This window comes from Paenibacillus phyllosphaerae, assembly GCF_014192105.1.
GTDB classification, from domain to species: Bacteria; Bacillota; Bacilli; order Paenibacillales; family Paenibacillaceae; genus Paenibacillus_Z; species Paenibacillus_Z phyllosphaerae.
Window position 1 is genome coordinate 293,468 of sequence record NZ_JACHXK010000005.1, and the last position, 21,564, is coordinate 315,031.

General features: G+C 54.7%; 14 protein-coding genes. 2 read left to right on the forward strand and 12 right to left on the reverse strand.

The window, feature by feature from the left end:
- Positions 1 to 169: 169 nt before the first annotated feature.
- Complete coding sequence (locus FHS18_RS13780) at positions 170 to 3,544, forward strand: S-layer homology domain-containing protein (protein ID WP_183600641.1); 3,375 nt, start codon at positions 170 to 172, stop codon at positions 3,542 to 3,544.
- A gap of 139 nt (positions 3,545 to 3,683) precedes the next feature.
- On the forward strand, positions 3,684 to 4,616 hold the full coding sequence (locus FHS18_RS13785; protein ID WP_183600642.1) for an SDR family oxidoreductase: 933 nt from the start codon (positions 3,684 to 3,686) through the stop codon (positions 4,614 to 4,616).
- A 238-nt stretch (positions 4,617 to 4,854) separates the two neighbouring features.
- On the opposite strand, the gene FHS18_RS13790 is transcribed toward FHS18_RS13785, so the two are convergent.
- The 12 genes from FHS18_RS13790 to preA form a co-directional block, all read right to left on the reverse strand.
- Positions 4,855 to 5,919: a glycoside hydrolase family 15 protein gene (locus FHS18_RS13790; RefSeq protein ID WP_183600643.1), complete on the reverse strand. Its 1,065-nt coding sequence runs from the start codon at positions 5,917 to 5,919 to the stop codon at positions 4,855 to 4,857.
- Positions 5,920 to 6,265: 346 nt separating this feature from the next.
- Positions 6,266 to 9,115 carry a 1,4-alpha-glucan branching protein domain-containing protein gene (locus FHS18_RS13795; protein WP_183600644.1) on the reverse strand — a complete coding sequence of 950 codons (2,850 nt, stop codon included), beginning with the start codon at positions 9,113 to 9,115 and terminating at the stop codon, positions 6,266 to 6,268.
- Between the two features lie 13 nt (positions 9,116 to 9,128).
- Positions 9,129 to 9,776 carry a DUF4912 domain-containing protein gene (locus FHS18_RS13800; RefSeq protein WP_246427653.1) on the reverse strand — a complete coding sequence of 216 codons (648 nt, stop codon included), beginning with the start codon at positions 9,774 to 9,776 and terminating at the stop codon, positions 9,129 to 9,131.
- Positions 9,777 to 10,436: 660 nt separating this feature from the next.
- Entirely contained in the window at positions 10,437 to 11,618 is a 1,182-nt protein-coding gene (locus tag FHS18_RS13805) for a response regulator (RefSeq protein WP_183600646.1), read from the reverse strand.
- 33 nt (positions 11,619 to 11,651) lie between these two features.
- Positions 11,652 to 13,451 (reverse strand): sensor histidine kinase, encoded by a 1,800-nt coding sequence (locus tag FHS18_RS13810; protein WP_409348557.1) that lies wholly within the window; start codon positions 13,449 to 13,451, stop codon positions 11,652 to 11,654.
- 77 nt (positions 13,452 to 13,528) lie between these two features.
- On the reverse strand, positions 13,529 to 14,410 hold the full coding sequence (locus FHS18_RS13815; RefSeq protein WP_183600647.1) for a carbohydrate ABC transporter permease: 882 nt from the start codon (positions 14,408 to 14,410) through the stop codon (positions 13,529 to 13,531).
- Positions 14,411 to 14,428: 18 nt separating this feature from the next.
- Positions 14,429 to 15,319: a carbohydrate ABC transporter permease gene (locus FHS18_RS13820; protein WP_183600648.1), complete on the reverse strand. Its 891-nt coding sequence runs from the start codon at positions 15,317 to 15,319 to the stop codon at positions 14,429 to 14,431.
- Between the two features lie 88 nt (positions 15,320 to 15,407).
- Complete coding sequence (locus FHS18_RS13825; protein ID WP_183600649.1) at positions 15,408 to 16,787, reverse strand: extracellular solute-binding protein; 1,380 nt, start codon at positions 16,785 to 16,787, stop codon at positions 15,408 to 15,410.
- A 1,091-nt stretch (positions 16,788 to 17,878) separates the two neighbouring features.
- A complete protein-coding gene (locus tag FHS18_RS13830; RefSeq protein ID WP_183600650.1) occupies positions 17,879 to 18,241 on the reverse strand; it encodes a DUF423 domain-containing protein in 363 nt (120 codons plus the stop codon).
- A gap of 344 nt (positions 18,242 to 18,585) precedes the next feature.
- Entirely contained in the window at positions 18,586 to 18,825 is a 240-nt protein-coding gene (locus tag FHS18_RS13835; protein ID WP_183600651.1) for a hypothetical protein, read from the reverse strand.
- Complete coding sequence (gene hydA / locus FHS18_RS13840; RefSeq protein WP_183600652.1) at positions 18,825 to 20,255, reverse strand: dihydropyrimidinase; 1,431 nt, start codon at positions 20,253 to 20,255, stop codon at positions 18,825 to 18,827. The genes FHS18_RS13835 and hydA overlap by 1 nt, the downstream gene beginning before the upstream one ends.
- Positions 20,256 to 20,257: 2 nt before the next feature.
- Positions 20,258 to 21,544, reverse strand: a complete 1,287-nt coding sequence (gene preA, locus FHS18_RS13845; RefSeq protein WP_183600653.1) for an NAD-dependent dihydropyrimidine dehydrogenase subunit PreA — start codon at positions 21,542 to 21,544, stop codon at positions 20,258 to 20,260.
- Between the last annotated feature and the right edge of the window lie 20 nt (positions 21,545 to 21,564).

Sequence of the window (21,564 nt, forward strand, 5' to 3'; positions counted from 1 at the left end):
TGATAGCTTGTCACAACTTCATTACTGACCATGAATAGGCAGTGGTAAGTTGAGACAAACGCCAATTGGATAAAATTTCTGGCACTCATTTGTCTTTCTTGGAATTGTTCCCGGGCTACGTGGAGACAGTAATGGTGGGCGGACATTCAGATAACAGGAGGGACCTGCTTTGAATATTTTGCGCGACGAACTGAAGAAAACGAAGAGTGGTTATGAGATCACCATCTACTTAGCGGATAATCAGACCGAGTTCGCCGAAGAACTTGGTAACGGCGGGAATAGCGGTGCTAAGGCGAGCATCGCCGATTACGTCAAAAAGAAATACCCGAATCTGAAAGTAACCGTAGCAAAAGTCGTGCTCGGCGGTGTCGTCCTCGGTACGATTCCACTTGCCGGCGGCGCGGCTTCGGCAGCAGCTGCAGGTCCGACTGACCTTGACAAAGCTTCCGGTTACGCGAAATCGGCGATTGAGCGTCTGGTGACGCAAGGCGTTATTACAGGCGACCAAACGGGTGCCTTCAATCCGACAGGCACGATGACGCGCGACGCGCTGACGACGGTGCTCGTCAAAGCACTCGTAGGCCAGACGGATCTGGTGAATCCGGAGACACCTACCTTTAAGGATGTACCGAAAACGCACTGGGCTTACCAATACATCGAAACAGCCGTCGCTAAAGGCTGGATCAAAGGTACGAGCGGTGACACGTTCAGCCCGACTGGCACACTTACGCGCGAGCAGCTGGCTACGATTCTTGTTCGTACGCTCGGCCTCACGGACGATAACATCAAAGGTGCCAGCAGTGCACTGACCTTCGCGGATAAAGATGCAATCTCGTCCTTCGCCCAGGATTCGGTTGCCTTTGCGGTCGCGAACGGTCTCATGACCGGTGCGGACAATAATCAATTCAACGGCAAAGGCTCCGCGACTCGCGAGCAGGTAGCCGTTGTCGTGGACCGCTTCGTCACGAACAAGGACAAACTGCAAGAAGCTGCGGACGCGGTCAAGAATGCTTCGTTCACGGCAACAGCCGGCGACCCGAACACGATCACGATCGCGTTCAAAACGGCAGTGGACACTCTGGCTGCAGAAGACGTAGCGGTCAAAACCGCAGACGGCACTGCGCTTAAAGTGACTGGCGTAACGCTGAGCGAAGACAAGAAAACAGCAACCGTGAAGACCGACACGATGACAGCTGGCACAGCGTACACCGTAACGGTATCGAAAGAAGCCGTCAAAGGCTCCGCAACTGTTACGGCTCCGGCAGCACTGGAATACAGCGCGAAGCCGGTTGGCGTGAAGAAAATTCAAGTCAACTTCGGCACAGCGGTGGCTGATACGGCGGCTGTTAAGATCGGCGTGAAGAACCCTACGGGTACAACGCTGACTGTATCCGATGTGGAGTATTCCGCAGACAAAACATCTGCAACGGTTACGGTTGCCTCTAACCTGGTGGCTGGTACTTATACCGTTACTGCCGGTGGCGTACAGTCGACGGATCTCTCGACGACATTCACTGCAGAAGCAGAAAAAGTGGCTAAGATCGAGTTCGCTTCGGATAAAGCCGTTATTGGCCGTGTTACCACTGCTAACGATCCCAATTTCGGCAATGCTGATCCATTATCGATCACGACACAATTTAAGATCACAAACCAATATGGCGAAGATATCACCAAGGCTAAGCAAAGCCAGCTGACTATCTCTGCAGGCAAAGGTACCTACACGCTACCATCGACGGGTACGCTTAAGCTGACATCTACAACTGCTTATGAAGAAGGCGATACGGTTACTGTTACGACCCTTGATTCGGATACCAATACATTCGCCTCCGCAGTTCTGACTGTATCGGCCCCAGCAAAGGTCTCTGAAATTACAATCGACCAGCTGTATAACGAAGACAACGATACGCTTGATGTCGGCGATACTGCAGGTGACTTCTCGCTGGTACTTACAGCGAAGGACCAGTATGGCATGAACATCACAGACCCATCCTTCTTCGCCAAAGATACCGTGGTTTCGGTATCTAACACTTCGGTTGTCAATGTAGACGGTGGAGCTTCCACGCCGAACGTTACTTATGATGAGTCGTTGGATAAGCTGGTACTTGGTCTTGTTGAGCCAACTACGAATAACAATAAGATGACGGCTGGCACTTCCAAAGTCACCATTGTATCGAAGACGACTGGTAAACTGGCCTCCTTCGACGTAGTCGTCAAAGAGGATGTCATGGTCGATACGATTTCCCTGTCTGCGCCTACTGTTGCAGCTGCTGGTTCTTCGATCTCCGTCCCATTCTCGGCAATCGATCAAGATGGCAAAGAGATGACCTCGGTAGACGAGTTGACAGCTGGCGTAAGTTCCATCACGCTTAGCGATGGCAAATCGTTGGGCAACGGTATTAGCTTCAAGAAAGACCTGGCGACGGGGAAAGTTAATATCAATGTTGAAGCGATCGCCAATACTGGAACCTACACAATGACCGTTATTACGGGCACGAATAAAGTATCGACGCTCAAGCTGGTGGTAACGGACGCTAAAGTTCCAACTACGATTTCGACGGTTACTGATCTGACCAAAACGTTTGCTATTGATGCAGAAGGCGAATTCGATTTCGATAACATCACCATTCTGGATCAATACGACAGCGAAATCACGCCAACTTGGGGTAGTGGTGCAAATGAATATCGCTTGACGGTTACACCTAGCAACGGTTACCTGACCTATGAGGACGGTTCAGGTGGTGCATTAACCGAACTGACAGATGGCGGTGTATTCGTTGCAAATACGAAAGGTACAACAACGGTTGACCTCGTCCTGCAGCAAAATGTATCCGGAGTCTGGACAAACGTAGCCGACTACTCTTTCAAAACGAAAGTAGTCGAGAAAGACGATATCAAGTCTTACGAGCTAACGGATATTAGCACGCTGCTTAACGACGGAGCAACAGGCTACACAAGTGACCATGACCGCACGGTTGTCGTGAACGGCTTGTTGTCAGATGGATCCAAAGTTACGGTTCCGACGACAGAAAATTACTACACGATTACGACTTCTAACCCAACAGATCTCACGGTTACCGATGGCGTGCTGACAGCAAGCTATGATGGTGCTGACTTCGATGATAATGGTAACCTGACAGAAACGGTCTTCGTAACCGTCAATGATTCGAAAGGTACTGTACTCGAGAAAACAGTTACCGTCTCGAATAACGCGGTTAAATATACGAAGTTGGAGCTTGTTGACGGCACATACGGCAATAAAGAGAACGAAAATCAAGTTTCTATTGGGCTCGCGGCGCTTAAAGGTCTCGATAACACAGACACAACAACTGTTGCGGCAGCCGACCTTAAGATACTTGCCGCAGATGTCGTTAAAGCAACCGATCAGTACGGCGTCGAAATCAAGACCGACAACTATTCCGTTGTTGCATCTGGCTTCGATGGCGCTACATCCCTTACCGATCTCGGTACAGGCGACTCGTTCTATCTTACCGCTGTTGCCGGCGGGCAGAAGATCGTCTTCCAAGTTACGATCTCGGGCGCTTAATAACAGCAACCTCAAAAACCCAAGACCATCCGGTCTTGGGTTTTTCCTTTTCTTTTCCATATCATCGCACCCCGCACCCACCTGCCGAATACCATGGATATTGGCCCATTTGAATAACACATTCGGGAGGTACTTACGCATGTCCAACAGCTACAACAATTACAAACCATCGCCTTATCCGGTGTATCCGTACTATAGCAAGGAAACGAAGATGACCGAGCAGCCGATCGCGTTCCCGCCGCAGCATCAGCCGCAGCAGCCCGGGATGGAATATCTGATGCAGCCGCTGCCGATCGTGGAGAATCCCTCGTACCTGGGCAGCCACAAGTTGAAGCACAAGGTCGCGATTATTTCCGGCGGCGACAGCGGTATCGGACGCGCCACGGCGATTGCTTTTGCCAAGGAAGGCGCTGCCGTCGTCATCGTCTACCTCGACGAACATAAGGACGCGGAGGCGACCAAGAAGCGGATCGAACAACTCGGCGGCCGCTGTCTGCTGATCTGCGCAGATTTGCGTCTTAAGGCCAACAATCAAGCAGTCGTCGATGCGACGATCAAGACGTTCGGTCAACTCGACATCGTCGTGAATAACCTCGGCGTGCAATATCCGCAAGAGAGCTTGCTCGATATTACGGAAGAACAGCTCGTCCATACGTACCAGACGAACATCTTCTCCTTCTTCTTCATGACGCAAGCGGCGCTGCCCCATCTGAAGTCCGGCAGCTCGATCATCAATACGGCCTCCATTACCGCCTACCAAGGGGAGAAAACGCTGATCGACTACTCGTCGACCAAAGGCGCGATCGTCTCATTCACCCGCTCCCTGGCCCTAAATCTCGTGGACAAAGGCATTCGCGTCAACGCCGTTGCCCCAGGACCGATCTGGACGCCGCTCATCCCGGCTAGCTTCTCCGCCGAGCGCGTCGCGACTTTCGGCACGGATACGCCGATGAAGCGCGCAGGGCAGCCGTTCGAGCTCGCGCCGACGTATGTGTACCTGGCCAGCAGCGATTCGGGTTATGTCACCGGCGAGACGCTGCACGTTAACGGCGGCGATTTCATTACGTCTTAACGCCGGCTTAACGCCGCATAACAGCGAAACCCGCGGGCGATAATAAAAAAGCCCCCATCCAAGGATGGGAGCCGCCGCCCGCTTTACTTCAATAATGCTGTACCGTCATCTCATTGAACAATGCTGTGTGCCATCTCATCTCATTGAACAATGCTGTGAGCCGCTATAACCGCGTACAAGCCAATGTTCTTCCCTTGAACAATGCTGCACGCCATCATACCTGCGTGCAAACCAATGTTCAAGCCAATCCGCGAAGCGCATGCGTACCACCATTCATCGCTTCTTTCGCCAAGATGTACATCGCACAGCTCCAGCCCAGCGGATTGTTCGGATTCGGCACTTTGGTGCCGCTGTAATACAGCTCCGGCAGCTTACCCGGACCGTCCATGGCCGCTTCAGATCTGCGGACATATTCCGCTGCTTTCTCCGGATGGCCCAGCTCCATGTGACAGAGCGCCAGCCAAGGCAGGCCGAAGGTCCACTCCGCTTCCGTCCCGTAATAGAACTCCAGCGGATTGCTGCGCCCGTGCGTTTTCTCAAGCGTGCTGTAGTAGCTGTCGCCTTCGTAGCGAATGACGCCCCGTTCCCGGAGCAGCCTTTTCTCCACGTTGGCAACGATTGCTTCGCCCAGCACGCCCGTGAACAGGCGATACGGATAGACGAGGCTGAGCTGCGCCAGATCGGCCGGCTTATCCGCACTCTCGCGCGGGAACAGCTGCATCAGCGTTCGCAGTCCTTGCTGCACCGCTTCCTCCGGCACGTGAACCAGCTTCTCCACTGCTTTGAGACCCGACACGCAAGCCCCGACGGAAGAGGTGTGCACCTCGCGCCATTCTTCCCACATGCCGTTATCCGGATCGTGCCAGTACTCCACCTTGCACAGATAATTGACAAGCTTCTGAACGATCTCTTTGTCCTTTTTATCCCGCAGCATCTTCTTGCCCCGGGCAGCCCCTTGGCCGATCCCGAACAGGAAGGCGCCAATCATATCGTGCTGAATATGGCCCCATTCCTCGGGGATCTCCCGAACCTCATCATGCGAATAGCGGGCATGCAGGTATTCCCACTCCCACTGCGGCTTATGCTTGCACAGAATATCCAGCTTCCACTCATACTCCCGGAACAGGTCCAGCAGCCGGTAATACGTCTGCTCGTACAGATTCGAGGGCTTATCGAGGTAAGGAAGCGCCATATAGACACAGTCGCGAATCCATACATACTTATAGTCCTGCGAAGGACTTGCTACATACAAGCCGTGAGGCAATCGAAGCTGCTCCAGCACTCGGTAACTTTCGGACAACATATCTGATCCCTCCTCCAATAGTGAACGACCCTATTAAAGTTAATCTCTCTGTTATCCAGTGTGACCCGAATCTAGCAGGTTCAAACGGTGATTGCTTGTAATGCTTGGTATAGCTTATGCACATTGTTCGGAAAGTGTGCGCTTTCAGTCCAATCCCCCTCAATCCTCCCCTTGCAAGGCGGACAGGCAATCGCCGATTGTACGTGGCGGGACAAGCTCCATTCCGTGAGGATACGGGGCTTTCCGCATGCAAAAAGGATAAGCATGGGCTTGATCGCCCACGCTTATCCCTCTTGTTCGCGGCCTCATCCGGCCGGCATTCACTTGAAATTCCGCCGAATGCGCCCTATGCCAGCTGCGGCTTAGGCATATGCTCGATCGCATCGTCGTTCACCGGACGCGGCGCTACCCGATCGTATACGCCGGTCGTCATCTCGCCGATGCGGTCCCAGTTGTAGCGCGTGTTCACTTTGTGGAACGCTTTGCGGGACATCGCCTTGGCCATATCCTCGAACTCTAGCATTTTGACCGTATGCAGCGTCAGGGAAGCGGCATCGTCCGGCAGTACGGTGAACCCATCCACGCCGTGCTGAATAATCTCCTGCAGGCCGCCCGTGCCCGATACGATAACCGGCGTGCCCGCCGCCATCGCCTCGAGCGCCACGATGCCGAACGGCTCATACAGGCTCGGGAATACCGCCACGGCCGCAATCTTCAGCAGCTCGTTACGCATCTTGTCATCGGCGTAGCCGACAAAATCGACTTTGTGCGCCACCCCGATGCGATACGCCAATTGCTTCAGATCCTCCTGCATCGGGCCATGGCCGGCGATGATCACCTTCGCCTCCGGGCAGCTCGCCAGGACCGAAGGGAAGCTCTCGATCAGCACGTGCACGCCTTTCTCGCGTACAAGGCGGCCGATGAACAGGATGACCTTCTCCTCCGGACTCGCATAGCGGGATTGAATCGCCGCCGCGTTCTCTTCGACCCGCACGACGGCTTCCGTCTCCACCCCGTTCGGAATCGTATCGACCTTATCGGCCGGCAGATGGAACAGGCGAAGGACCTCCCCGCGCATATATTCGCTGCAGACGATGACGCGCCATGCCTCGTAAGTGAGCTCCCATTCGAGCGCATGAATGCGATGCTGCAGCGGCGTGTGCAAGCCGTGATTGCGGCCATGCTCGGTCGCATGTATTGTGGCGATGAGCGGCAGCTGGAACTTGTGCTTCAGCGCCTTCGCCGCTTGACCGACGATCCAATCATGGGCGTGAATCAGATCGAACGGACCATAATGCTTGATCAGATCGGTCGCATAAGTCGTCATCGCAAGGTTCAGCTGGAAGACCCACTCCATGAACTGGACACTCTGCGTCTGATACGTCGCGACGCGATGCACATGAACCCCTTGGTTGACCTCATAACTTGGATACCCGTCGACATGTGTTGTAACGACGTGAACCTCGATTTGCTGCTCAGCCAGCTTGCGGGAGAGGTCGAACACATGGCGCGACAGCCCTCCGACGATCATCGGCGGGAACTCCCAAGCGAGAATAAGCACGCGCTGCCGCGGCTCCACCTTGAACGCAAGCGACGACTCCTTCACGACAGGCAGCTTCGAGCGGTAGATCCGGTAATCCAGATCCGGGCTTACGCAATCGCGCGCCTCCACCTCACGCAACCACTCCTCCTGCAGCTCGCCGCGCATCAGATCCCGGTATAGCCTGCGGAAACGGACAATATGATTCTTCGTCCGCTTCTGCGCGTAGTCGACCATCGTGCCGGCGTCCATGATGAACGCCCAGTCGCTGCTCTGCGCCAGCATCAGCTCGCGGGCCGCCTGATTGAGCGCTTTGCGCTTCACGCCGGTCGCGTCCGGATAACGGTCGGCCAGCTCGATCATCTGCTCCTCCATCCGGTGCAGATGGCGGTAGATCCACTCGTTGGTCTGACCGAGCCATACCTCGCCGTAACCGGCTCTGCCCCAGCTGCCGAAGGCAAGCTCCGCCTGCTGCTGATCCGGATATTCGGCCAAATATTCGAGCGGCGTGATCATCGCGATCGTGTCCTGGTCGAAGTGGATTTTGCGGCACAGGAACTCGATCCACATCGGTCCTTCATGCCACCAGTGCCCGAACAGCTCGGCATCGTAGGAAGCCACCACGATCGGCTTGCGTCCCATATGGGCGCTCAGGTGCTCCACCTGCTTCTCCCGGTTGTACATGAAGTTGCCCGCATGCTGCGCCGCTTTCTCGCGCGCCCATGCCGGACGGTACACATCCTTCGGCTGTCCCTCGCCTGTAATGCGATAATATTTGATCCCCGTATTGAGCCGGACGCCGGACGAATGCATGTAGCGCCGCATGTATTCCTCGTCGAGGTCATAGCCGATATCACGGTAATATTCCCGGTAATCATGATCGCCGGGGTACCCTTCCAGCGAGCTCCAGACCTGCTTGCTCGTCTCCTGATCCCGCGCGAAAGCAGCTACGCCGCTTGGCGTAACGAGGGGCGCATAGACGCCATGCTCCGGTTTCGGGCGGGCGTGAAGCACGTGGTGCGTGTCGGTGAAGAAGAAGTCGATGCCATAATCCTTCAGAATGGCGTCGAGCCCTTCCTTGAAGCCGCATTCCGGCAGCCAGATCCCCTTCGGTGCACGGCCAAGGCTGGACGTATGTATGCGAACCGCGTTATCGATCTGCGCGCGAAGCGCCTGTTCCGTCTGCACGTAAGGGAGGAAAGCATGCGTCGCCGAGCAAGTGATCAGCTCGAGATAACCCGCCTCCTGATAGCGCATAAAACCGTTTACAAGATTGCATCCGTAACTATCGACGAACCGCGATTTGGTTCGCTTGAACTGTTCGAGATACATGGCTGCAAGCGCCGCAAGGTCCGGCTCCTGCCGCACGCGCTTGCACTCCGAAGCCGCCAGCTGGATCAGATTATCCAGGTGGCGCACATAACGCTCCTGCAGCAGCGGCTTCGCCAGCATCGTCAGCAGCGTCGGCGTCAGCGACATCGTGATCCGGAACTCCACCTGATCCCGCTCGAGGCGCTCGAACGCCTCCAACAGCGGGATATAGGTCTCGGTCATCGCTTCGAACAGCCAGCGCTCTTCAATATAATTCTCGCTCTCCGGATGGTAGACAAACGGCAGATGAGCATGCAAAACAAGGGACAAATAACCTTTAGCCATCAGAAGAGCCTCCTTAAGTTTCGATATCGAGCTGCGTGGACAGCGAATAGCCGGTGAAATACGGCTGCCAATTCGGTCCCGCCTCTTCTGTTGCCTTCGTTACTTCCATCCTAACCCAGCGCGATTCCCCTTCGGCATGCTCATCGAGCGGCGGCGTCTGCACGGCACCCGAGCGCAGCAGCGTGATAAAGCGTCCGTCCAACGCAGTCGTACCGTAATCGATCACGTACGAGCAGCCGGCCGCTACGCCTTTAACGAACCAGTTACTCGTCTCCTGATTGACGTCGAAATCCCAATAACGATTGAAATTATCTCCCTTAAAATGAATAAAGGATACGTCGTATACCCGCAGCTTCTTCGGAAGAACGTTCCAACCGCAGCCGAAATGGGCTTCAACCATCTTGATCAGATCCGTGGTCAGTTCCCAGTACACATAGAGAGACTCTGCATCGCGCGGCATGACAACGAGGCGGTCCAATCCGTACTGCTCATCCAGCAGGGTATAGTCATCGACTTCCATAGCCGATTGGATCGGAGCTGCATTGCGCGTTTTGCGGAAATTCGTGACCTGGTACCGCAGCTTCCCGATTGGAATGCCTAACTGTTCGGCTACTTCCTTTTGCGTTTTGCCTGCTTCCAGCAGTGCCATGATCGTTGTCATATCCAAAGCGTAATCCCCCTAAGTAGCGAAATAAATTGTGCTGACTTCTAGTAGAGCAACACCATGTTTCAAAGTTTAACTCACATGAAACGGAAAGTCTGACGAAAATGGTCTTAGGGATTTTATGTTTTTTTGTAGATAAATTTCTTCTATGAATACGATTTCATTGAATCATTTCGAGCAGTGATATCATTTCTTAACTCTTTTGTTAAGCATGACTAAGCCGCTACTCCCTGTTGCTCATTTTTTTCGACAAATGGACATGAACCCCAATCAACCATAAATCGACATATTGTTCATTATCCACAAAAAGCCGCTCGACATCACCAAGACAAGCTCCTATTCGCCCTCTAACGGGGAAATCGCTTAACCGTCGGCTCTCGGAGCTCTTGCCTCGCTTCGCCATCGCGATCGAACGATGCCTCGATCCGATTCTGTTAGGTATCATCTTCCGACAACAACCATCCGCTAGCCTAACAAATTTTAAGCGCTTTCACGCCGATCGAGGCGAACCGGCTGTCGCCGTCTCTCATGGCAAGCTGCGTATCATCTCCAGCTATACAAGCTACGTATAGGAGTGGAACATTGAGCTTAGCAATGAAAAAGCCGCCGATAGATCGCTCTATCGGCGGCATGTATAGGCGGCTTCCTTCGCCGGATTTAAGATTCTGCGGCCTGCACGCTGTGCGCCTGGCGGTACTCCGACGGCGTGACGGCATATTTCTTGCGGAACACCTGCGAGAAATGGCGCATGTCCTGGTAGCCGATCCGCTCGCACACCTCGGCGAGCTTCAGCTTCGGATTCATGAGCAGCTGCTTGGCTTGCTCCAGACGCAGCGCGATAACGTACTCTTTGAATCCGGAGCCGGTCTTCTGCTTGAACAGCTGGCTGAAGTAGACCGGATTGAGGTAGACGACGGACGCCACCTTCTCGAGCGACAGGTCCGTATGGTAATTGGCCTTCATATATTGAAGCGCAACCTCGATCGCCCGGTCGCTGCCGCTGGCCATCTGCTCATACACCTGCGTCGAGGAAGCCTGACGCATCCGCTGCACCTCTGCGGGCACATGCTGGAGCTCGGTAATCCGCTCCGTATGCATCATCTGGAACGGCACCTTCAAGTAGCGGCCCAGGTGGCTGCGCAGTTCATCGGTCAGACTGGTCAGCTGCGCCCCTTCCCGAAGCTTCACCAGGCCAATCAGGCTTTTGCCGTCATAGGTCGTGACGAAGCCTTGGCCGTATCGCTCGATCAGCTCGCCAAGGACGTTCTCGATAATAAAATGTTCCAGATGGACGACTTTGTCGCTCTCCATCTTCACCATGAGCAGCTGGAAGTGCGGATAGCTCTCCATGAACGAATGGAGATCCAGCCCGCCGATGTCGAGTCCCGACGCCCAGCGTTGGAATACGGCCTCGCGCAGGAACTTGCGTCCTCGGCGCAATAGCTCGGCTTCCTCCGTCTGCTCATTCTCCTGCGCCACCTCCGCGCCGAGCTTCTCGATCATCGCCACCAGCATATCCTTGCCGATTGGCTTGAGCAGATAATCCTTCGCGCCAAGCCGCACCGCCTCCTGCGCGTACGCGAACTCGGAATAGGCCGAGATGACGACCCACTTCACATGCGGGTAGAGCTTGGTGGACAGACTCATCAGCTCCAGACCGGTCATGCCCGGCATCAGGATATCCGTCAGCACGATATGGATGCGATGCTGCCGCAGCAAGGCTGCCGCCTCTTCCGGGTTGCTCGCCAGATGCAGCCTATAATCCGGAAAGCGATTATGCAGCGTCCGCATGATTCCTTCGCGAATGACCGTTTCATCGTCAACGATTAGAATGTCCACGTCTTTCATTCCACCTTTCTAGCCTTCACCGATTTACGGAAGCGGCATCACGATGATAACCGTCGTGCCCTCCCCTTGCTTGCTGTCGATCCGAAGCCCGTAACGCTCCCCGTACATAAGTGCTATGCGGCGGTGAACATTGGGCAGCCCGATCCCCTTGCGGCCTTGATGCCCGGCCGTCTGCAGTTCGGTCCGCTGGGACTCCTGCTTGCCTTCGAGCAGGCAGGAACGCAGATAAGCCAGCTTCTCTTCGTCCATTCCAATTCCATCGTCGGCAATGACGATGCGCAGCTCCGTCTCATCCGCTTCCGTATAGACGCGCAGCTTGCCGGGGCGGCCGAGCGGCTCCAGCCCGCTCTTCACCGCATTCTCGATGATCGGTTGAATCGTCATCTTCGGCATAACCGCATCCAACCACTGGTCATCGACCTGAATGGCCGTACTGACGCGGCCCTCCAGCCGGCTCTCGATGATCGTCATGTAGTGCCGCATCTGATCGAGCTCCTGCCGCAGCGTCGTGCGGGATGCCTCCTGCCAATCGCTGCTGTAGCGGAACATATGGGACAGCGCGAGGATGACGCGGCCGAGCCGGTCGTTCTCCCGCTCATCGAGCATCCAATAGATCATGTCGAGCGTGTTGTACAGAAAATGCGGATTGACCTGCGACTGCAGCGCCTGCAGCTCCGCATTCTTCTCGCTGATGGAGGCGAGCGTAATGCCTTCGATCAGCTCATCCATCCGATGGACCATGCGGTTAAAGGAGGCGACGAGCGAGTTGATCTCGTCGAACGACTTGACGTTCACCGCGCCCTTGAAGTTCCCCATCTCCACCTGCTTCATCTCCCGGATGAGCAGCTTGAGCGGAGAAGCAATCGTGCGGGACACCAAGGAGGCGATCGCAATCGAGAGCAGGATGAGCGCGCCGATGACGATAAGCAAATACTGCCGCGTCCCTTCGAGTTCCGCATTGATGTCCTTCTTGGGCGTCAGCCCGAACACCGTCCAGCCCGCCATCGCCGCCTTGGCCGAGACGATGAGCTGATCGGTCCGGTTATCGACGACGATCTTGTTGTTCTTCGGGCGCGGAAGGCCATTGAACGAAGGCATCGCCGATGCCTCCTGATTGCCGGTGGAAGCGACGACGCGATCCTGTTCGTCGACGATATACACTTGGCTGTTCGGACTGATCGTCACGTTCGACAAGGCGGACAAGATCGGCTTCGGGTTCGTCTCGATGAAGACGATCCCGACTTTCTTATACGTCGTCAGATCGTACAGCTGCCGGCCGAACACGAAGACCGGGCCATCCTGCACCGTATTCATGACCGAGTTATTGAACAGCCCGAGCCAGACCATCTCGCCGGTGGAGCTGCGCAGCTTGTTGTACCAATCCGCGTTCGTGTAATTCATATCGATGACGCCGACGTACCGCTTCTCGTAGTTGTACATTTTGCCGGAATTGGTGATGACGTGAATCCCGATAATATCGTCGCGCGAATAGTAGACGGCGCCGAGAATATTGGTAATCGAACGCTCGTCGATGACGCTGACCGCGGGGTCCTGCACCTTCTCCCGCGCTTCAATCAGACGAAGCAGCTCGTAGTTGCTGTTGAGCGACTTGGTGACGCTGTCATAGCCCTCGAGCAAAAGGTCAAAAAGACCAACGGTCTGGGAGATGTTCTTCTCGGCCATATCGCTGATCTTGGTATGAATGATATCCGTTGTCTTCTTATAATAGAGGAAACTGACCACCACGATGAGGATCGTCATACAGGAAAGGAAGAGCAGAAACAGCCGGTTATAGATCGAATGTCTGCCGCGTGACCGTGCCAATTTCGTGTTGCACTCCCTCTCCCATAGAATGATCCGCTTGTGCCTCCTATTGTAGCATAGGTGGGATACAAGTTGGACTAACCTTTTACCGCGCCTGCCACCATTCCCTTGGTAATTTTGTCAGCCAATAGGAAGTAGACGATAATGACCGGCAATGCGCCGAGCACCAGGAACGCCCCGATCGCTCCGTAGTTGACCGAATATTGGCTGACGAAGCTGTATACCCCGAACGGCAGCGTCTTCAGGCTTTCCTTCGAGATGAAGGTAGCGGCCAGAATGTACTCGTTCCAGATGTTGATGAACGTGAGGATGCAGACCGTCATCATCGGCGGGACGGATATAGGCAGAATGACGTTCCAGAAGATCCGCAGAATGCCCGCGCCGTCGACGACGGCAGACTCTTCGAGCTCATGCGGGATCGTCTTCATGAACCCGCTCATAATGAACACCGCGATCGGCGTCTGGAAGGCGACATAAGGCAGGATCATCGCCCAGCGGGTATTCAGGATGTGCATATGCTTGAACATGATCATGAGCGGCAGCAGCGTCGCCTGCATCGGAATCATCATCCCGATCAGGAACAGGACGAGCACGGCCTGGCCGTACTTCCAGCGGAAGCGGCTGATCGCGAACGAGACGAGCGACGCGAGCAGCAGGACGAGCACCATGACCGTCAGCGTAACGAAGACGCTGTTGCCCAAATATTTGTAATAGTTGCCGGACTCTATCGCGTCCGAATAGTTGACCCATTGCCACTTGCTCGGCAAGGAGAAGAAGGAGCCGGATAGAATCTCCTCATTGCTCTTGAGCGAGTAGATCAAGAGCCAGAGGAGCGGATAGAGCTGGGTGACGAGCAAGACGCCGAAGAAGATGAAGACGATGATCTTGGCCACCGAGAACTTGCGCTTGCCGGTCTGAACGACGGGCTTCACTACTGCAGCAGGGATAGATTGACTCATGAATGTGCTCCTCCTCTCTTACGTATACTTGCGCTCAAGGCGATTGAAGACGAAGTTGATGACGACGGTTGCGATGAGACAAAGCGCGACCAGGAACGTGGCGATCGCACTGCCATAGCCGTATTTCATGGACAGGAACGACATGTTGTACATGTGCGTCGAGATGACGTCGGTTGCGTGCGCGGGACCGCCGCCCGTCATGACCATAACCATGTCGAAGGCTTGCAGCGAGCCGATGAACGCCAGGACGATCGATATTTTGAAAATCGGAATATTCATAGGGAAGGTAATATACCAGTCCGCCTTCAGCCCTTCCGCACCATCGATCTTCGCAGCCTCGTACACGTCGGCCGGAATGTTCTGGATGCCGGTAAACTGAATGAGCGTATGGTAGCCAAGGTATTGCCATAGTGCGACGAAATAGAGCGAGTACATCGCGACGCTCGGATCCGTCAGCCAGGAATGCGTCCAGCTGCTAAGACCGATCTGGTCGAGCACCTGGTTCAGCATGCCGCCCATTGCGGCCGGATTGTAGATCGTCTTCCACAGTTGGCCGATAATGACGACCGAGAGAATAACCGGCATGAAGTAGGCCGATACGAGAAAATTCGGTTTTTTCACGAAGCGGCTGAGCAGCATCGCCACGAACAAGGCAACCGGAATCTCCGCCATCGAGAATACCGCGAACATGAGGGTTCTTCTGACCGACGGCCAGAACACCGGGTCATCGAACAACAGCGTCTTGAAATTGTCGAGGCCGACGAACTTCGAAGTGCCGATGCCGTTCCAATCGAGCAATCCGCTGTAGACGGATACGAGAATCGGTACGAACACCAGACCTACGTACAGTATCAAGCAGGGGAGCACAAAAGCGGCAATCGTCCATTTGGACACCCGCAAGACATTCATGGAATCATCTCCCTATCCATTGTAGAAAAAAGGGGCGAGGGGCCGTCCTGCAACTTACGGCAGACCCCTTGCACCCTTCATCTTTTCTCTATTGTTTGTTGGTTTCGTAAGCGGATTGGTGTTCTTTCGCCACTTCTGCGGAATCCTTCTTCTGTACGAACAGGTTCTGGATGCTAGTCAAGTGGCCTTGGGACGTACCAGGGTTCATCGTGTTGTCGAACGACAGGTCGCCGCCTTTCACTTGCTTGAACAGGTCGAGCACTTCCATCGCCATGTCGGAGTAGCCGGCCGCTTTGAAGTCGCCTTCTACGATTTGCGCCAGACCGACCGCGCCTTTAACCGCGAACGCTTCTTTCGGGAAGTTCAGCATGAAGTAGTTCAGGAAGTCCTTCGTTTCTTGCAGGTGCTTGCTGTTCGCGGAGATCGCGAATGCGGAACCCGGCGCGAGCATGAACTCATCCGCGTTGCCTTTACCGTTTACGGTAGGGAACTTGAATACGCCGACTTTGCCGTTAACGGAGGAAGTCTCGATGCCGCCGGTTGCCCAGCTGCCCATGTAGTACATCGCCGCTTTGCCTGTTTTGAAGATGTTCTCGCCCGCGTTGTAGTCGAAGCTTGTTGCACCTTCTTGGAATGCGCCGGCTTGAACCAGGCTTTGGAACGCGTCTACCGCTTCCACGAAAGCAGGATCTTCGAATGTCTTCGTGCCAGCCGCTACGTCAGCCAGGAAGCCTGGGCCGCCGTTCGTGCGGAGCAATACGTTCATGAACAGGAACGAGCCGGTCCAAGTGTCTTTCTCGCCGATCGCCATTGGCTGGATGCCTTTGGATTTCAGCAATTTAACCGTATCGACCATCTCTTCGAACGTCGTTGGCACCTTCGCGCCGGCTTGCTCGAACAGTTCTTTATTGTAGTACACGACGCCGATGTTGTTGCCGTCCGGCAGGGCGTACAGGTTGTTGTCGAATGTGTACCAGTCGAGGATGCCCGGCGTGAACGTATCTTTCAAGCCATTCTGCTCAACCATGTCGTTCAGCGGAGCGAAGAGGCCCGCTTCGACGAACGGCTGCATTTGGGCGGCCGGGTTCACGATCGTGATGTCCGGCACTTCTTTGGAAGCCGCTTGCGTCTTCAGCTTCAGCTTCTGTTGGTCCGTATTAAGGGAGTCCAGCTCGATCTTCACGTTCGGATGCGCGGCTTCGTAGTCGGCTACGATTTTCTTCAGCATGCCGTTCTTCGGATCGGTCGGGTCCGGATAGATATTCTGGAACGTAATCGTTACGTCTTCGAGTTTCTCTTCTTCCGCCGGCGCATTGCCGCCCGTGTTGGTGTTCGTATTCGTATTCGCGTTGGTGGATGTATCGCTTTCGGTGTTGCCGCCGCCGTTGTTGTTGCTTCCACATGCGGTCAAGCTTGCTGCCAGCACGCCGACAAGAACCAGCTTGATGAGGTTGGATTGTTTGATCACTTGTATAATCCCCCTTGATCGATTTATGTTCCTATTATCGCTCGACAATGGTAGCCCTTACAATGCGCGAACTTAGGGGAAGATGTTTAATTTCTTAAGGTTTGGGGAGGGGTATCACAGCAATCTTAAGTTTCCCCACCTAGGTTCTAAAGTTTGCCTACATGAGGGGCCGGCTGGGGCAATGGTCGAAGTGTATTCGCCATGTATTTTTTTCGACGTGTGCTATAATTCATTATTTATATAGACTGAACTTAAGATCCGAACAAAGATTCCACTTCGAAAGAGTGATGATCTACGATCGCTGTTGTTCTCGGATATCCTGTTTGGATAGTGTGAGGGAGATATCCGAGAACAAAGGCGAACGCTAGCGCTTCTACGATTCATCTCTCTTACTCCGCTACATCTGTTCGTTTCTTTTGTTCATCTTATATAGCCGCACTTTTAACGCTATTTCGTCCGCTTACACCACCTCGCATCCGGTACCCGTTACGCTGGTTAAAATGAGAAATGCCAGACTGTTAAAGATAAATAGGTAACTGACCTAAATGGAAACAGCGGCGGCCCAAGACTTGAAAGAGTCTTAGGCCGCCGCTGTTATTAAACTCCTGTGCTTTAGATCGTTTGAAGATTTTTCAATTATCACTCAATTCCGTATACAAATTTGATTAATGCCATTGGAGTCCATATTTTTATCCATCGATACGGGTTTATTTCCGCAACTTCATTAGCATTAACGTATTTACTGAACTTAGGACGCTGGAGGACCAACTTGATCTCATTTAACTGTTCATCGGACATACTCAGAAGGTGCTGATCCGTAAACATATCCCTTTAAATTAGCTTGGCATCTTGCTGCCCAAGAAGGCTCCAGTCAGGGTCCGAGTCCCACTTCCCAAAAAGGGAGGTTCAGGTCTATATCTTCATTTAATTATCGAATTGATACAGGACCATAGGTTAACGAAATTAGCGAAGGATTTCCTAAAAAAACGTACCGGGGTTGTATCAATTATTCGGCTAAGTCATGTAGAGATACCGAAAGGAGCATCGTCGCCGATGCTCCTTCACCTCATTACTTTGAACAATCACTGCAATTAGAGGACGCCAAGTGCGACAAGCAGCCAGCCTGCAATGAACGACAGTCCGCCCAGCGGCGTAATAGGGCCAAGCAACCGTGCCCTCTTCAAACTTAATACATATAAGCTTCCGGAGAACAAGACAATCCCCGCCACCATCAACCAGCCTGCTGCTTCGATCATGCCATTCTCCGGATATTGACCGCCCAGCAGACCAATGACAATAATGCCCAATGCATGGATGATGTGATACAATACGGCTGTCTCATACACCTTCTGTTTATCTGCACTCATTTTCCCTTTCAGAGCATGGGCTCCGAATGCCCCCATCGCGACAGCCGCCATCATTAGCATGCTTCCAAGCACAATCAAGATTTGCATATCATCGCCTCTTTCCTTCAACCTGACACTCGACTTTCGCCTGATTGTAGCACAAATTGATCTGCTGAAACTATCTGTGAGAGCGAAATGATGTTAACCGCGTCTGTACCTCATACTTCTGCGGTTACCCTGTCACTCTCATATACCGAGTCCAGTCGCTCCAGCTTATTTCACTGACGCCGTCTTTGATGATGCAGGCGCGTTTCATTCCTTAGATATAGAAGCTGATGGATAAGGGCGCAGCTGATAACGCTTATATTTCATCAAAAAAGAGCACCGTCACCGGTGCCCCTTCGCCTCGCTATGCTTCATGTCACGCGGCTCTATCCTGCTCGCTCGCCCATTCACGCCGGCTCGGAAGCCGAGGCCGTCTCCTGCAGCGCCGCGAACAGCAGCGTCACGACATACTTCCGCGCATCGGCGGTCAGCAGCTGCAGCTCCGATACCTCCGCCGGAGTACCCGCCCGCTTGAACAGCACGGCGGCCCCGTCGAGATCCTCGCGAATGGCCGTTATCCGATACCCGCTCGCCAGCAGCTCGTCGATCGATTCCTTCTCGCGCATGTACTCGTCAAAAGCAGCCATTACGATACACCTCCGAGCGTTGGCGATTCCTTCACCGGCAGCTTCAGCGGCTGCTCGAACCGTTTGCGGTGCAGGTACTGGCCGTGGCCCGGCGTGCCGACGAACGCTTTGTCGCGGACGATGAATTCGCCGCGCACGAGCACCGATACCGGCTCGCCTTTGACCGCCATGCCCTCGAAGGCGTTGTAATCCACCTTCATATGATGCGTCTCCGCCGACAACGTGCGCTCCACCGTCGGATCGAAGATGACGATGTCCGCGTCGCTGCCGATCGCGATCGTCCCTTTCTTCGGGAACAGGCCGAACAGCTTGGCGCTGGAAGTCGAGATGACATCGACGAACTTATTGATCGAGATCCGCCCCTTCTCCACGCCTTCCGAGTACAGAATGGAGAACCGGTCCTCGATCGTCGGCCCGCCGTTCGGGATCTTCGAGAAGTCGCCCAAGCCGAGATCCTTCTGCCCCTTGAAGTCGAACGAGCATTGGTCGGACCCGACCGTCTGCAAGGAGCCGTTCCAGAGCGCGTTCCACAGCACCTCCTGGTGCCATTTCTCTCGGAGCGGCGGCGACCAGACATATTTCGCTCCCTCGAAGTCAGGCTTCTCCAGATATGACACGTCGAGCGTCAAATATTGCGGGCACGTCTCGCCGTACACCCTTAAGCCTTTGCGACGCGCCTCGGCGATCTTCTCCACCGCTTCCGTACAGGTAACGTGCACGACATACAGCTGGGAATCGGCAAGCTCCGTCAAGTTGGCCGCCCGCCCCGTAGCCTCGCCTTCCAGCACGGAAGGCCGCGTCAGCGCGTGGTAGATCGGATCGGTATTGCCCTCTTCGAGCGCCTTGTCGATCAGATAGGCGATGACATCGCCGTTCTCGGCATGCACCATGACGAGCGCGCCCTGCTCCTTGGCCATCTGCAGCGTCCGGAACAGCGTGCCGTCATCCGCTTGGAAGACGTTCTTGTACGCCATGAACACCTTTAATGAAGTAATGCCTTCTTCTTCGATAATCTTCGGCAGCTCGAACAGCACGTCGTCGTTCACGTCGCCGACCATCAGATGGAAGCCATAGTCGATGACAGACTTCCCTTTGGCCTTGGCATGCCATGCGGCTACCGCATTGCTGAGCGGTTCGGACTTATTCGTCAGGCAGAAATCGATCACCGTCGTCGTGCCGCCGAACGCTGCCGCGATCGTGCCGCTCTCGAAGTCGTCCTTCGTCACCGTGCCGCCGAAGGGCATATCCAGATGGGTGTGCGGATCGATCCCGCCGGGGAACACGAAGTGGCCGGAGGCATCGATAATCTCGGCCCCCTGCGCGACCAGATCGACGCCGATCATGACAATGACGCCATCGTCGATCAGAATATCCCCGAAGAACGTATCGGCAGCCGTCACGATCGTTCCGTTCTTAATGAGCTTCTTCATGCTCATACCACCTCCATCTCGGTTTGCCCGGCATTCAGCCTCGCCAGCGTCCGCTGACGGTCGTTCCAGCTCATCGGATTCAAATCGCTTGCGATCTCGACCATCTCGATCGCCCCATCGACCGGACAGACGATTGAGCATAAGTTACAGCCGACGCAGTCCTCTTCGCGCACTTCGAGATAATTGCCGCTTGCCCCGGTCAGCATATCGATGCATTGATGCGACGTATCTTCGCATGCGATATGGCACTTATTGCAGTTAATGCACGTGTCGGTATTGATCCGCGCCACCACTTTATAGTTGAGATCGAGGTCGCCCCAGTTGGAGTAGCGCTGCACGGATTTGCCCACCAGCTCCATAACCGACTCGATGCCTTTCTCGTCCAAATAGTTATTGAGACCGTCGATCATCTCTTCGACGATCCGGAAGCCGTGGTGCATGGCAGCCGTGCAGATCTGCACGCCGCTGGCGCCCATGAGCATAAACTCGACGGCGTCCTGCCAAGTGGAGATGCCGCCGATTCCCGAGATCGGCACGCCGATCTCCGGATGGCGCGCGCATTCCGCGACCATGTTGAGCGCGATCGGTTTCACAGCCGGTCCGCAGTAGCCGCCGTGCGCACCTTTGCCGCCGACGTGCGGAATCGTGTTCCACGAATGGATATCGACGCCCGCCAGCGAGTTGATCGTATTGATCATGCTGATCGCGTCCGCGCCGCCCATTACCGCATGCCGTGCGGTCACGGTAATGTCCGTAATGTTCGGCGTCAGCTTCACGATGACCGGCGTCTTCGCCGCTTCCTTCGCCCACATCGTCTGCTTCTCGACGAGATCCGGCTGTTGGCCCGAAGCCGCGCCCATGCCGCGCTCGGCCATCCCGTGCGGACAGCCGAAGTTCAACTCCAACCCGTCGACGCCGACATCCTCGACGCGCTTGACGATCTCATGCCACTTCTCCCGCTTCGGCTCGACCATGAGCGAGGCGACGACCGCATGATTCGGGAACCGCTTCTTCGTCTCATAGATCTCCTTCAGGTTCACCTCGAGCGGACGGTCCGTAATGAGTTCGATATTGTTGAATCCGGCCACGCGCTGTCCGTTGAAGTGGACGGCCGCGAATCGGGAGGATGTATTAATGATCGGCTCGCCAAGCGTCTTCCACACCGCGCCGCCCCAGCCCGCTTCGAAGGCCCGTTGCACCTGGTAACCGGTATTCGTCGGGGGCGCGGACGCCAGCCAGAATGGGTTCGGTGCCTTAATCCCTGCCAAATTAATCGTCAAGTCTGCCATAGGACCATCCCTTTCCATGA

Excerpts from the sequence above, each read along its gene's own strand:
- FHS18_RS13785 (WP_183600642.1), top strand. The coding sequence starts at position 3,684 with ATGTCCAACAGCTACAACAATTACAAACCATCGCCTTATCCGGTGTAT.
- FHS18_RS13790 (WP_183600643.1), bottom strand. The coding sequence starts at position 5,919 with ATGTTGTCCGAAAGTTACCGAGTGCTGGAGCAGCTTCGATTGCCTCAC.
- FHS18_RS13795 (WP_183600644.1), bottom strand. The coding sequence starts at position 9,115 with ATGGCTAAAGGTTATTTGTCCCTTGTTTTGCATGCTCATCTGCCGTTT.
- FHS18_RS13800 (WP_246427653.1), bottom strand. The coding sequence starts at position 9,776 with ATGACAACGATCATGGCACTGCTGGAAGCAGGCAAAACGCAAAAGGAA.
- FHS18_RS13815 (WP_183600647.1), bottom strand. The coding sequence starts at position 14,410 with ATGAGTCAATCTATCCCTGCTGCAGTAGTGAAGCCCGTCGTTCAGACC.
- FHS18_RS13820 (WP_183600648.1), bottom strand. The coding sequence starts at position 15,319 with ATGAATGTCTTGCGGGTGTCCAAATGGACGATTGCCGCTTTTGTGCTC.
- FHS18_RS13830 (WP_183600650.1), bottom strand. The coding sequence starts at position 18,241 with ATGCAAATCTTGATTGTGCTTGGAAGCATGCTAATGATGGCGGCTGTC.
- FHS18_RS13835 (WP_183600651.1), bottom strand. The coding sequence starts at position 18,825 with ATGGCTGCTTTTGACGAGTACATGCGCGAGAAGGAATCGATCGACGAG.
- hydA (WP_183600652.1), bottom strand. The coding sequence starts at position 20,255 with ATGAAGAAGCTCATTAAGAACGGAACGATCGTGACGGCTGCCGATACG.
- preA (WP_183600653.1), bottom strand. The coding sequence starts at position 21,544 with ATGGCAGACTTGACGATTAATTTGGCAGGGATTAAGGCACCGAACCCA.